The organism is Luteibacter anthropi (assembly GCF_011759365.1).
GTDB lineage: Bacteria > Pseudomonadota > Gammaproteobacteria > Xanthomonadales > Rhodanobacteraceae > Luteibacter > Luteibacter anthropi.
Genome location: NZ_JAARLZ010000014.1, coordinates 22,141 through 35,240, shown reverse-complemented (window position 1 = coordinate 35,240; position 13,100 = coordinate 22,141). Strand labels below are relative to the sequence as shown.

The window sequence follows — 13,100 nt, the reverse complement described above, 5'->3', positions numbered from 1 at the left end:
GCTTACAGCAACGCCCGCTCATCTCCCCTAACGGACCGCCCATGGCCACCGTCTTTCCGAACCGGACGATGACCGTCGTGCAACTCGTCCCCGCCCTGCATTCGGGCGGCGCCGAGCGCTCGACCCTGGAGATCGCCAGGGCGCTGGTCCAGGCCGGTCACCGTTCCATCGTGATTTCCGCCGGCGGCCGCCTCGTGGCCCAGCTGGAGGCCGAGGGCAGCCGGCATATCAGCCTGCCCATCGGCAAGAAGGCGCTGTCCACGCTGTTCCTGGTGGGCAAGCTGCGTCGCATCCTGCGCGAGATCCAGCCCGATATCGTCCACGCCCGTTCGCGTCTTCCCGGCTGGATCGGCTGGTGGGCGCTGCGTGGGCTGAAGCCGCGCCCTCACTTCGTCACGACGGTGCACGGGCTCAATACGCCGGGACGCTACAGCGCGATCCTGCTGCGTGGCGAGCGGGTGATCGTGGTGTCGCAGACCCTTCGTGATTACGTGCTGCGCCACTATCCGCATGAGGCGGGGGTGTCGCGCATTTCCGTGATTCCGCGGGGCATCGATACCGAGGCGTTTCCGTACGGCTATCGCCCGGACGATGGCTGGCAGCGGGCCTTTTTCGAGCAGTATCCGCAGCTGGCCGGTGCTCCCCTGCTCACCCTTCCCGGACGCGGCACGCGCCTGAAGGGCCATGCCGATGCCGTCGAGCTGGTCGCCGACCTGGCCCAGCGCTCCATCGACGCACGCCTGCTGCTGCTGGGCGCGGACGAACCGGGGCGCGAGGCCTACATCGCCGAACTGCGCCAGCTTATCCACGACCGTGGGCTCGACGACAAGGTGGTGATCTCGCCCGCCCGCTCGGACGTCCGCGATATCTATGCGATGTCGGCGCTCATCCTGCAGCTGTCGCGCCGGCCGGAGTCGTTCGGCCGCACGGTGGTCGAGGCGCTGGCTTTGTGCCGTCCGGTGATGGGCTATGCCCACGGTGGTGTCGGCGAACTTCTCGCCGAACTCTATCCCGCCGGCCGCGTGCCGCTGGGTGATCGCGAGAAGCTGGTGGAGCGTGCGGCTGAACTGCTTCGCTTTGCCCCGCCGATTCCGCCGCCGCGCAGCTACCGCCTCGTCGACATGCAGACCAGCACGCTGGCCTTGTATGCCGATGTCGTGGAAGGCGTGCCCAGCGCGTGAGTGCGACCCTGGCGGCAAGGCTTCGCGCGGGGCTGGCATCACCGCTGCTTCCCATCTGGCTGGTGCCGGCCCTGCTGCCGTTCGGCCGCAGCGCCGAGCTGGGCGTGTTCCTGTGCCTGGTGGGGGCGATTCTCCTGCTGGTGCGCGAGCCGAAAGCGCTGCATCACCATCCGGGGGCCCGGTTGTTCCTGTGGTTGTTCGCGGCGTACGCAGGCGCGGCGCTGGTATCGGCCGTGGATGCCGTGGCGCCGGGCAAGAGCTGGGGCACCGTGGCCGGCCTGCTGCGCTTCGCTCCCCTGGGCATCTACACCTGCTTCGCCGTCCGCCGGCCCGGCAAGGTGCGCAGCCTCTACTTCGCCACGGCCGTGGTCGTGGCGATCTGGGTGGCCGATGCCTGGGTGCAGGCCCTCACCGGCTATGGTCTTGCCGGCGCATCCAATGCGGATCGCCTGTCGGGCATCTTTGGCGCCACCAACCTGAAGCTGGGTCCGGCGCTGTCGGCGCTGGCGCCCTTCCTGTTGTGGGGCGCGCGGGAACGCTGGGGGCGCCGTGGTCTTGCCTTGGCCTTCCTGCTGGCGCTGGGCCCCGTGCTGCTCTCCGGCTCGCGGGCGTCATGGCTATGCTATGGACTGGTGGCCCTGGGTTTCCTCTGGCGTGAAGCGGGTTCGTTCCGGCGATTCGCCCTGGGCTGCCTGGGTGGAGCTGTCGTCCTGGTTCTGGCCGCTGTTCTCGCATGGCAGGTATCGCCACGGTTCCATGAACGCATCGCCCGTACGCTGCCGGTGCTCCAGGGCAACAGCGCGGGTATCGATAGTGCCCTGACCGGTCGCCTGGATATCTGGGTCAACGCCTTGCGCATCTACGAGGCGCATCCGGTCAACGGCGTGGGTGTGCGCGGTTTCCGCGTGGCCTATCCGCAGGTTGCACCACCCGACGATCACTTCCTCACGGCAGAGAAATGCGGTGACGGCGAAGGGGCCTGCCATGCGCATCAGGTGCTCCTTGAGGTGGCTACCGAAACCGGATCGATTGGCCTGCTGGCGTGGCTGGCGGCAACCGTATTCGCGGTGCGTCAGTGGTGGCGTGCCGGGCCGGTCGCACGAGCGCAGGCCTTTCCCGCCACGATGGCCCTGCTTGCGATCCTGTTTCCCCTGAATACCCATATGGCCTTCTATTCGGCCTGGTGGGGCCTGCTGGCGGCATGGCTGCTCTCGGTATGGTGTGCCGCGCTGCATGCGGATCTTCCTGACCAGGAGGGTGCCCGTGGCGCGTGAGCCGTTATCCGTGGTGGTCACCACCTTCGATAACGCGGACACCATCGAGGCGTGCCTGGCGTCGGTGCATTTTGCCGATGAGATCGTGGTGCTCGATTCGGGCTCGACGGACGCCACGCGCGATATCGCGCAGCGGCTCGGCGCACGCGTACAGGTGCAGCCGTTTGCCGGCTACAGCGCACAGAAGCAGGCGGCCATCGACCTGGCTATCCACCGCTGGGTGCTGCTGCTGGATTCCGACGAAGCCTTGCCGGCGGTCGCCGCGCAGAAGATCGAGTCAGCGCTGGTGTCGCCCGATGTGGCGGGCTTCGAACTGCTGCGCAGGGAATGGGTTTTCTGGCGCTGGCAACCTGACCGTGCGCGGCTGAACCACTACGTACGCCTGTTCGATCGCACGCGAGGCCGCATGAGTGGCCATGAAGTGCACGAAAGCGTCGTGGTAGACGGCCCGATAAAACGGCTGGATGCCGTCATCGATCACTACGGCGAGCGCGACATCGAAGGTCGCGTTGACAAGGCCAACCGCTATTCATCGTTGCAGGTCGCGGACCGGCATACGCGCCTGCCATCCTTCCTGCGCACGCGCATGGTCGTGTATCCGACGATCGCCTTTGCCCGTTACTACTTCTGGCGCGGGCACTGGCGTGGCGGCTGGGCGGGCTTCGTCGCTGCCCGCGTGCATGCGTTCTACGCGTTCCTGAAATACGCCAAGCTCTACGAGCGCGGCCGCTCAGGCAGCCATCGAAACGTTTTCCAGGCGAAAGCCGAACGCCCCGACCAGTAGCGCGCAGGCCTGGTGGCGAAGCGCTTCGCGGCGGCGGAATTCACTGCGGCGCTTGCTTTCCACTTCAGATGCGCAGCGGGTCGGCTCACGCGGCGCCATGGCATAGAAGCCATCTTCCACGGCCACGCCTTCGGCTTCGAGCCAGAACGTGTCGTAGTCGGCCTTGATCTTGTCGCGCCTGCCACCGAACGGGTGGGCGGCGTTGGAAATGCCCAGGACACGTTCCACGCCGTACACCTCTGCCAGCGAGCGGATCATCGACAGCAGGAGATTCTTCGGCCTGAGGCCATGGCACTGTTTGGTGAAGTCGCGCACGGCATCGCGGCCGGCATTGTTCGACGCGCCCTGCAGGCAACCGATGACGATGCTGCGGCCGCCGTCGATGAAGGAAATGGACGCGTAGGAGATCTGCAGGCCATTGTCATCGGTGAGCGAGATGCTCAGCTCGCCTTCGCGATCGCGCAGGCGGGGTGCCTTGAGAATCAGGTTGAGGCCGCTGCCGTCGCGCAGTTCGACGCGGCCCAGCCGGATCTGGCGCGAGCGGTACAGGGTGTCGAACAGTTCGCGGGGAAACCGCGCCACGGCGAATTCGTAATGGCTGCGCAGCACGTCGAGGCGACGGTCACGCGACCATTGCCGGCTGATGTAGCGATGCTGGTAGCGCTCGAGCAGGGTCACGTCCACGCTGGTCAGTCCGGCCATGTCCGGCGATTCGAGCAGCGCAAGCCAGGCGTCGTGGCGACGGAAGCGCACCATCGAGCGGCCGACGTAGGTCAGCGTGGCGCTCAGGCCTCGGATGCGCTTGCTGTGCCAGCTGGCCCGGCCGCGCAGCGAACGCGCGAAACGGAGGAGTGACTGCATGAAAGGACGTCCATCTGTCTGGGGATGGACGTCGTTCTACGCCTGAGGAATTTCGCGGAGCTTTCGTTGTCGCGGGGTAAAAATACCTGTTCAGGCAGTTGCTTGCATGCGCAAGTATCGCCTCAGTAGATGCGCGGCTCGCCCGGCGGACGGGTCTTGAAGCGCTTGTGCACCCACAGGTATTGCTCGGGCGCCTCGCGCACCATCTGCTCGATTTCACCGTTGACCACGGCGGTGTCGGCGGCGGCGTCCTTGCTGGGCACGCCGGGCAGCGGAGCGCCCAGGCGCATGGCATAGCCGGAGTCGCCGGGCAGCCGGCGATGATAGAACGGGATGACCACCGCGCCCGACATGCGGGCCAGGTGATGGGTGGCGGTGATGGTGGCCGCCGGCACGCCGAAAAAGGGCACGAAGACGTTGTCCTTGCTGCGCATGTCCTGGTCGGGCGCGTACCAGACGGTGCCACCGGCCTTCAGGTATTTCACGGTGCCACGGATGTCGTCCTTGTCGAACATGGCATCGGCATAGTGCAGGCGCGAACGCAGCACGGCGAACTCGAACACGTCGGAATCCATCTGCCGGTACATGCCGGCGATGCGGATCCGCTGGGAGACCAGCCGGGCGCAGAGTTCCAGATGCGAGAAGTGTCCACCCACCAGCAGAACACCACGCCCCGCCGCGCGGGCGGCTTCCAGGTGCTCCAGACCCTCGACCGTGACCGGCACCCGGGCGATGGCCTCATCTGAGCCCATCCAGCCCAGCGCAAACTCGGCCAGCATCATGCCCACGTCGCAGAGATTGGCCCGTACCAGCGCCTGCTGGCTGACCGGGTCCAGTTCGGGGAAGCACAGCGCGATGTTGGTGGCCGCGATGCTGCGCCGTTCGCGGTTGAGATACAGCGCGAGGCGCCCGGTAAGGCGCCCCAGGCGCATCAGCAGGCGGAACGGCAGGTGGGCGATGAGCCAGATCACACCTACGCCGATCCACGCCGGCCAGTGGCGGGGCGTGAGCAGGCGTCGGGTCAGGCTGGGGTAGGGCATTCCGGGCATGTCCGCCCATTGTAACGAATGGGGACGGCTATACTGCCCGGCCACCCGCCATCCCAGGGGACTGCGTGCTGCTGCGCCTGCTCTACAACTTCGCCATGTACCTGTTCACGCCACTGGTGATGCTGCGGCTGATGGCCCGGGGCATGCGCTATGGCGATTACCACGTGCGCTGGCGCGAGCGCTTCGGCAGCTTCCGCGAACCACGCCTGGCGGGGTGCCTGTGGGTGCATGCCGTGTCAGTGGGCGAGGTGAACGCCGCCGAGCCGTTGATCAAGGCGCTCATGCAGGCATATCCGCGCGCGCCGATGCTGGTGACCACGGTCACGCCCACGGGGTCGGAGCGGGTGCGCCAGCTGTTCGGCGACAGCGTGCACAGCGTGTACCTGCCCTACGACCTTCCATTTGCCGTGCGGCGCTTCCTGCGCAATACCCGTCCGCGACTGGCGGTGATCGTGGAAACGGAGATCTGGCCAAACCTGTATTTCGCCTGCCGCCGGCATGGCATTCCCCTGCTCATCGCCAACGCGCGGCTGTCCGAACGCTCCCTGCGCGGCTATGCGCGGATGAGTTCGCTGGTGCGCCGGGCGCTGCGCTGCGTGAGCCATATCGCTGCGCAGTCGCGTACCGATGCCGCCCGCTATCGCCTGCTGGGCGCCGAGCCGAGCCAGCTCACGGTCTGCGGCAACCTGAAGTTCGACATGCCTGTACCGCAGGCGGCCCTTGAAGCGGGCGCCGCCATGCGCGAGGCCTGGGGAACCGGACGTCCGGTGTGGATTGCCGCCAGCACGCATGAAGGCGAGGAGATGGGGGTGCTGGAGGCACACCTCGACGTGTTGCGCCGCCTGCCGGATGCCTTGTTGCTGATTGCCCCCCGCCACCCGGAGCGTTTCCGTGCCGTGGAGGCCTCGGTGCGCAGCCTGGGCTTCACCGTGGCCACCCGCAGCGCCGACAGCGTGCCGGGCCATACGACGCAGTGCTTCGTCATCGATTCCATGGGCGAGCTGCTGCGTTTCTTCGCCGCGGCCGACGTCGCCTTCGTGGGCGGAAGCCTCGTGTCCATCGGCGGCCACAACGTGCTGGAACCCGCCGCGCTGGGCAAGCCGGTGCTGGTCGGTCCGCACACCTTCAACTTCGAGGAAATCACCCAGGAACTGCTCGACCGGGGCGGTGGCCTCAGGGTGGCCGATAGCAACGGGCTGGGCGCCGAGGTGCTCTCGATGCTGCGTGACGAAACACGCCGCCAGCAGATGGGCCGTGCGGCGCGTCAGGTTTTCGAGAGCGAGCGTGGCTCCGTGGGCAAGGTCATGAAGCTGGTGGATCACCTGCTTCAGGAGTGAATGCCCGCGCTCAGGAGTTTTTCGACGCCGACAGGCGCCTCGGGTCACATCGCACGAAAGCTTCGATGTTGTATCCACCCGATGCACGTGGGGTGTAGCTGAATGTTGCGTTCGCTATGCGGCGATCCTGTCCACGGCAGAAAGCATACGCAGCATCACGAGTGAGTTTGTAAGCACCGTCCCGATCACCGAGCGCCATCAGCGCCAGGGTGTCGCCTTCAGTGGGAAGACGGCCGAGCCCGCGCAATCGAGCGGGCGGGGCGGGTGGCACCGATGCGGCCTGGCCCGGATAGATGCCGCAGGTAGCGAAGGCGGTCTCCTTAAGATTCCCGACCCCCAGATAAGCTACGCCCCGCCGATGGTTGTCGTATGAGGCAAGGTAGCCTCCGCGTGCATCGCAGTAGGCGAGAGCGTCTGCCCACAGTGCGGCATACAGCAGGCCGGCATCGGCATCGATACCAGGGTCTTCCTTGAATACCTTGTAGTCGAACGCCTCGTAATGAAGATTTTCGCTGATCCGCGATGGCAGTCCCGCGTCCGTGGCGAAGGTGCAGCTGGTGAAGCATAACGAGAACATTGCCGCGACTCGCAGCATGGGTTTGAAAGGCGTCATGGTATGTCTTCCTTGAATCAGGGTGTCGCCGTGTCGACGGGCAGGCAGGTGAAATAGCCTTCGACGGACTCGCCGCCCAGTGCATTCTTGTGATGCGCCAGGCGGACGCTCTTCACCCCGGTGGTTGCGCAGGTGTTCCGGATGGTATCCCTCGCCCCTTCATAGGCCGATTGCCGCGTTCCTACCGCGTGGATCTTTCCCTCGCTGACCGGTGTGCCCCATGTTTCGTATGCGAATGCAGCGGCAGGGCGTACGGGTTCGGCTCCGGTATCCGTGGCGAACGTGCCGTCGTCCGGCAGGCAGCGTGCCCGCGCGGAAACGCGGTGCATGATCTGTACTTCGTCGTCTGGCCGCGGGCTTTCGACGTCGTATGAGCTCATGAAGCCACGATGCCCGTCGCACACGTGCAGGCTCCGCTTCCAGGTTTCAGCCAGTACCGCCGCATGGCTTTCACCATCCGTGATCAGCTGGGACACGGAGTATTCGATGGCGACAACCGATACGCCGGTGTCGGAAGGGGGAGCCGGGTTCTCCGGATTCATGGCATGGAGCGTGGTCGCTCCGCCAAGGAGCGCGAGCGCCATGCCTGCAAGGGCTGCGGAGTGCGTCATGGTTCGTCCTTGAATGATGTGGGGATGGCCGGCCATGTCGTTGGCCGGCAGGCCATTGTCCTGATTGGAAGGGCGCGTCCGGATCGGACCGCCCCTCCTCGGGGCGTGGGTGAATGCCGATCCGCTGTGCAGGCGCATGGCCTGCCATAAAAAAAGACGGGCCCTTGCGGGCCCGTCTTTGAACTGACGCCGTGTGCCGTGATTACTGCAGCAGGGCGTTGATCGTTTCCATGTCCTTGAAGTCCACCGTGCCGGCCGTCTGCTTCAGCAGCAGCTTGTCGAGGATGAACTGGTGGCGTGCCTGCGAGTAATTGCTGAGCGCCTGGGTCAGGTTCTGCTGCGCGATGAGGACGTCCACGATGGTGCGGGTGCCCACCTCAAAACCGGCCTGGGTGGCGTCACGCGCGCTTTCGGCGGATTCCACGGCGGCCTTCGTCGCACCGACCTTGCTGATGCCGGCCACGACCGAACGGTAGTAGTTCAGCGTGTCGCGGACGACCTGGCGACGGGTGATTTCCAGCGAGTCCTGGGCGGAGTCGCGCTGGTAGATCGCCTGGCGCACCTTCGACTGCGTGAAGCCACCGGAGAAGATGGGCACCGACAGCGTGAGGCCCACGGTGGTGGTACCACGGCCGTTGGGATTGCTGGCGCTGCTGATGGAGCCGAGGTTTTCGGTCCACTGCGACTGCTTGTTGTACGAAGCGGTGGCATTCAGCGTGGGCAGGTGGCCGGCGCGTGCCGAGGTGATGGAATGCTCGGCCGAATCGACGTTGTACTGACCCGAGATGATGGTCGGGTTGGTCTTGACCGCCTGGGATACCCACGCGTTGGGATCGTTCGGCGAGGGAGCATCCATCGGCAGCTGCTCGCGCAGCTTCTTCAGGTTCTCCGACGGCTTGCCGGTGATCTGGGTCAGCGCTTCGCGCGAGTCCGACAGGGTGTTCTCGGCGGTGATGACCGACGCCACGGCGGAGTCGTGCTGGGCCTTGGCGTCCTGCACGTCGGTGATTGCCGACAGGCCCACGTCGAAACGCTGCTGCGCCTGTTCAAGCTGGCGCGCGAGCGCCTGCTCGTTCGCCTTGGCGAAGGTCAGGGCGTCGTCGTTGGTCAGCACCTGGAAGTAGGCGCTGGCCACACGGGCGAACAGTTGCTGCGCGGCGGCGTCGTAGGCGGCCGTCTGCGAATCCGCCGACGAGTGGGCGGCCTTCAGGTCGGAGATCTTGCTGAAGTCGAAGACGACCTGGTTGACCGTGGCACCCAGTGCGCGCGTGCGGGTGTGACCCACGTCGCTCGACAGGATGGGCCGGCCCTGGGCGTCACGCAGGGTGTCGCCCGTGGTGGGGTCGGTGAGCGTCACGCGTGACGGACCCGCCGGATCGGCCTGGTTGAGGCTCAGCGTGCCATTCACCTGCGGAAGCAGGGCGGAGCGGGCCTGGACCACACCTTCACCCGTGGCGAGGCGCTGTGAATCGGCCTGGGACAGCGTCGGATCGTTAGCCCGGGCCAGACGGTAGGCATCGAGCAGGTCTTCCGCCTGGCTGGCGAAGGGCATCGCGGCCAGTGCGAACGCGACGGTGAACAGCTTCAAGCGCATGGTATCGCCTCGTGGATGATGGGAAAGCTTGTGGGTCAGAGCACGAAGCGCTTCACCGGCGCAGCATGCGCCAGGTAGGGAAGGTCCGTTTCAAACAGGGATTCCTCGCGGAAGCGACCCTCGCCCTCATGGGTGAGGAGCACTGCCGTCTGGGCGGGTGAATCGCCGCGGACCACGAACATGCGGCCACCGACCTTCAGCCAGCGCACGAACTTCTCGGGAACCGCGTGGACTGCCCCGGTGACCACGACGACATCGAAAACGCCGGCCGGCGCGTAGCCGTTGACGGCTTCGGCGGTCTCCAGCGAGACGTTGGTGACACCGGCAGCCGACAGGCGCTGGCGGGCGCCCTCGACGAAGTCGGCATGCATGTCGATGCTGGTGACCTTGCCGCCAAGGCGGGCAAGGCAGGCGGTGAGGTAACCCGAGCCGGTGCCGATTTCCAGCACGTCGTCGGTCTTGGTCAGGGCGATGGCCTGCAACACACGGCCTTCGATCACGGGCTTCATCATCACCTCGCCATGGCCCAGGGGCAGGGTGAGGTCGGCGAATGCCACGTTACGGTGGGCCGGTGCGACGAAGTCTTCGCGACGGACCGACTTGAGGGTCTCGAGGACGTCGTAATCCAGGACCTCCCAGGGGCGGACCTGGTTCTCGACCATGTTCTGCCGGGCCTGTTCGAAATTCATCGCCATGGTGTTCAATCCCGTACGAAATCTGTAAAAAAAGGTCTGGAAGGATAAGCGGTTACCGCCCACATTCCCTAATGTTAAGGCTGAGGTCGCCGGGCCATCGGACGAAGTGCCGGAAGTCACCGGACATACCTGACGGAAGTCATGCTTCCGTGAGATCCGGGGTTCTGGCGGCTGAACGACCGATGGCGAGCATCCTTTCAAGCCATTGGGAACCACCCGTGGGCGGCCCCACCTTCAATTCTAAGGTAGACGGGCGGCGATGCTCCGCTTTTTCCGGTGACGCGGATGCCAACTGCGTCGTGCTGGAAATAACTAAACCGATGCGTATAATAAAGTCATAATCTTTGTTTGTGAAGGTGTAGCCATGAACGCCAGCCCGAAAATGAAACCCCAGGGCCCGGGGCGTCCGAAGGACATGGAGAAACGCGCGGCCATCCTCGACGCGGCCAAGGCCCTGTTTACCCAGGGTGGCTTCGCGGGTACGAGCATGGATGCCGTCGCGGCGTCCGCGGGCGTGTCCAAGCTCACCGTTTACAGCCATTTCGGCGACAAGGACAACCTCTTCCGCGAGGTGATCCGCGCGCACGTGCAGGAACGCCTGCCGGACGACCTGTTCGATTTCAGCCCGGGCGCCGACATCCGCGTCACCCTGGGCAACATCGCCAGCCGCCATGCGGCCATGGAAACCAACACGGAATCCGTGGGCACCTTCCGCGCCATCCTGTCCGACTGCCATTCCGGCGGCAACCCGCGCTTTGGCCGGCTGGTGTGGGAAGAAGGCCCGGCCCGCATGCACAAGCTCGTGCAGCGCCTGCTCGAAGGCGCTACCAGCCGTGGCCAGCTCGATATCCCCGACGTTTCCCGCGCCACCACGCAGTTCCTGGCCCTGCTCAAGGGCGACCTGCTGATCCGCCGGCTGTTCGGCTGCGAAGACTGCGCCGTGCAGTTCGCCGAGGAAGTACGTGCCAATGCCCTGGCCGCCGTCGAGATGTTCATGCGCGCCTATTCGCCGCGCGTCGAGGCCTGATCGCTCGCTTCCTGCTCCGCTTCGTGATTGAATGGTCGGCGAAGCGGGGGTGCCCATGCGATAAGCGCGGGCTGAGAGAGTCCCTTCGAACCTGATCCGGTTGGTACCGGCGTAGGAAGCTTCGCCCACGGGTGACGTGCGTCTGTGCGCGCGTGCCCTGTGGCGGTGCCGTCCGCTTCTCCCTTCCCCCGTGAGGACCGAGAAGCCGATGAATGCCATGCCGTCCGATCTTGCCCGCGCCGCGCGCGAGCTTTCCGAATCCGTTACCCAGCCCATCTCAGGCTCCCGCAAGATCCATGTGACGGGCAGCCGTCCCGACCTGCGCGTGCCCATGCGCGAGATCGCCCAGTCGTCCACGCCGACGCTGTTCGGTGGCGAGACCAATCCCTCCATCGTCGTCTACGACACTTCCGGTCCCTATACCGATCCGGCGCACGCCATCGACCTGGCCATCGGCCTGCCCGCGCTGCGTGCCGGATGGATCGAGGAGCGTGGCGACGTGGAGCGCCTGGATGGCCTGTCGTCGACGTTCGGCCGTTCGCGCGAGGATGACGCGCGCCTGGATGCCATCCGCTTCGGCGAGCGCCGTCTGCCGCTGCGTGCGAAGGCCGGTGCCAACGTCACCCAGATGCATTACGCCCGCCGGGGCATCGTGACGCCGGAGATGGAATACATCGCCATCCGCGAGAACCAGCGCATCGAAGCCCTGGGCGAGAGTGCGCTGCGCACCCAGCATCCCGGTGAAGCGTACGGTGCAGCGCTGCCGCGCCTGATCACGCCAGAGTTCGTACGCGATGAAGTGGCCCGTGGCCGCGCCATCATTCCCGCGAACATCAACCACCCGGAAGCCGAGCCGATGATCATTGGCCGCAACTTCCTCACCAAGGTCAATGCGAACATCGGTAACAGTGCCGTCAGTTCCGGCATTGCCGAGGAAGTGGAAAAGCTGGTGTGGGCGATCCGCTGGGGCGGCGACACCGTGATGGATCTCTCCACCGGCAAGCACATCCACGAAACGCGCGAGTGGATCATCCGCAATTCACCGGTACCCATCGGCACGGTGCCCATTTACCAGGCGCTGGAAAAGGTGGGTGGTGTCGCCGAAGACCTCACCTGGGAAATCTTCCGCGACACGCTGATCGAGCAGGCGGAGCAGGGCGTGGATTACTTCACGATCCATGCCGGCGTGCTGCTGCGTTTCGTGCCACTCACCGCGAAGCGCGTGACCGGCATCGTGTCGCGTGGTGGTTCGATCATGGCCAAGTGGTGTCTTGCGCATCACCGCGAGAATTTCCTCTACACGCACTTCGAGGATATCTGCGAGATCATGAAGGCCTATGACGTGTCCTTCAGCCTCGGTGATGGACTGCGCCCGGGCTGCGTTGCCGATGCCAACGACGCGGCACAGTTCGGCGAACTGGATACGCTGGGCGAGCTGACGCAGATCGCGTGGAAGCACGACGTGCAGTGCATGATCGAAGGCCCCGGCCACGTGCCCATGCAGCTCATCAAGGAGAACATGGAGCGCCAGCTGGAGAAATGCCACGAGGCGCCGTTCTATACGCTGGGACCACTCACCACGGACATCGCGCCGGGTTACGACCACATCACCAGCGCCATCGGCGCGGCGATGATCGGCTGGTTCGGCACGGCGATGCTCTGCTACGTGACGCCGAAGGAACACCTGGGCCTGCCCAACCGGCAGGACGTGCGCGACGGCATCATTGCCTACAAGATCGCCGCCCATGCGGCAGACCTTGCCAAGGGGCATCCCGGTGCCCAGGTACGCGACAACGCCTTGTCGAAGGCGCGTTTCGAGTTCCGCTGGGACGACCAGTTCAACCTGGGCCTGGATCCGGACAAGGCGCGCGAATTCCACGACGAGACGATGCCGAAGGATGCCCATAAGTCGGCCCACTTCTGCTCCATGTGCGGGCCGAAGTTCTGCTCGATGAAAATTACCCAGGACGTACGCGAGTACGCCGAGGGCATGGAAGAAAAGGCCCTGGAATTCCGGGAGCAGGGCAGCGAGGTGTACCGCCGGGCGTAAGGTTGCGAAGGACATCGCCCGGTC

The 13,100-nt window shown here is 65.5% G+C and carries 12 protein-coding genes and 1 riboswitch; of the genes, 6 read left to right on the top strand and 6 right to left on the bottom strand.

Annotated features, from left to right (window positions below; translation table 11 throughout):
* Positions 1 to 41: 41 nt before the first annotated feature.
* Genes HBF25_RS19920 through HBF25_RS19910 form a run of 3 tightly spaced genes read left to right on the top strand, consistent with a single transcriptional unit; the run spans position 42 to position 3,239 of the window.
* Positions 42 to 1,181: a glycosyltransferase gene (locus HBF25_RS19920; RefSeq protein ID WP_166951906.1), complete on the top strand. Its 1,140-nt coding sequence runs from the start codon at positions 42 to 44 to the stop codon at positions 1,179 to 1,181.
* A complete protein-coding gene (locus tag HBF25_RS19915) occupies positions 1,178 to 2,455 on the top strand; it encodes an O-antigen ligase family protein (protein WP_341778201.1) in 1,278 nt (425 codons plus the stop codon). The genes HBF25_RS19920 and HBF25_RS19915 overlap by 4 nt, the downstream gene beginning before the upstream one ends.
* Positions 2,445 to 3,239 (top strand): glycosyltransferase, encoded by a 795-nt coding sequence (locus tag HBF25_RS19910; RefSeq protein ID WP_166951903.1) that lies wholly within the window; start codon positions 2,445 to 2,447, stop codon positions 3,237 to 3,239. Before HBF25_RS19915 ends, HBF25_RS19910 begins: the two co-directional genes overlap by 11 nt.
* Here the strand turns inward: HBF25_RS19910 and HBF25_RS19905 are convergent.
* Positions 3,186 to 4,100: a VirK/YbjX family protein gene (locus tag HBF25_RS19905; protein ID WP_166951900.1), complete on the bottom strand. Its 915-nt coding sequence runs from the start codon at positions 4,098 to 4,100 to the stop codon at positions 3,186 to 3,188. The two genes, HBF25_RS19910 and HBF25_RS19905, sit on opposite strands and share 54 nt — an antisense overlap.
* 122 nt (positions 4,101 to 4,222) lie before the next feature.
* Complete coding sequence (gene lpxL / locus HBF25_RS19900) at positions 4,223 to 5,140, bottom strand: LpxL/LpxP family Kdo(2)-lipid IV(A) lauroyl/palmitoleoyl acyltransferase (RefSeq protein ID WP_166951897.1); 918 nt, start codon at positions 5,138 to 5,140, stop codon at positions 4,223 to 4,225.
* Positions 5,141 to 5,220: 80 nt separating this feature from the next.
* On the opposite strand from lpxL, the gene waaA reads away from it, so the two are divergent.
* Positions 5,221 to 6,486 carry a lipid IV(A) 3-deoxy-D-manno-octulosonic acid transferase gene (gene waaA, locus HBF25_RS19895; RefSeq protein WP_166952139.1) on the top strand — a complete coding sequence of 422 codons (1,266 nt, stop codon included), beginning with the start codon at positions 5,221 to 5,223 and terminating at the stop codon, positions 6,484 to 6,486.
* 10 nt (positions 6,487 to 6,496) lie between these two features.
* Here waaA and HBF25_RS19890 read toward each other — a convergent pair whose 3' ends face one another.
* From HBF25_RS19890 to HBF25_RS19875, 4 genes are all read right to left on the bottom strand, one after another.
* A complete protein-coding gene (locus HBF25_RS19890; protein ID WP_166951894.1) occupies positions 6,497 to 7,099 on the bottom strand; it encodes a hypothetical protein in 603 nt (200 codons plus the stop codon).
* A gap of 17 nt (positions 7,100 to 7,116) precedes the next feature.
* Positions 7,117 to 7,710 (bottom strand): hypothetical protein, encoded by a 594-nt coding sequence (locus HBF25_RS19885; protein ID WP_166951891.1) that lies wholly within the window; start codon positions 7,708 to 7,710, stop codon positions 7,117 to 7,119.
* Between the two features lie 202 nt (positions 7,711 to 7,912).
* The gene (locus HBF25_RS19880; protein ID WP_166951889.1) at positions 7,913 to 9,304 is read right to left on the bottom strand and encodes a TolC family outer membrane protein; all 1,392 of its coding nucleotides are present in this window, start codon (positions 9,302 to 9,304) and stop codon (positions 7,913 to 7,915) included.
* A gap of 35 nt (positions 9,305 to 9,339) precedes the next feature.
* On the bottom strand, positions 9,340 to 9,999 hold the full coding sequence (locus HBF25_RS19875) for a protein-L-isoaspartate O-methyltransferase family protein (protein WP_166951886.1): 660 nt from the start codon (positions 9,997 to 9,999) through the stop codon (positions 9,340 to 9,342).
* 364 nt (positions 10,000 to 10,363) lie between these two features.
* On the opposite strand from HBF25_RS19875, the gene HBF25_RS19870 reads away from it, so the two are divergent.
* Together HBF25_RS19870 and thiC are read left to right on the top strand one after the other, a co-directional pair.
* Positions 10,364 to 11,026 (top strand): TetR/AcrR family transcriptional regulator, encoded by a 663-nt coding sequence (locus HBF25_RS19870; protein WP_166951883.1) that lies wholly within the window; start codon positions 10,364 to 10,366, stop codon positions 11,024 to 11,026.
* Positions 11,027 to 11,061: 35 nt separating this feature from the next.
* Positions 11,062 to 11,161: riboswitch (TPP riboswitch) on the top strand.
* 73 nt (positions 11,162 to 11,234) lie between these two features.
* Positions 11,235 to 13,076: a phosphomethylpyrimidine synthase ThiC gene (thiC, locus tag HBF25_RS19865; protein ID WP_166951880.1), complete on the top strand. Its 1,842-nt coding sequence runs from the start codon at positions 11,235 to 11,237 to the stop codon at positions 13,074 to 13,076.
* Positions 13,077 to 13,100 lie beyond the last annotated feature (24 nt).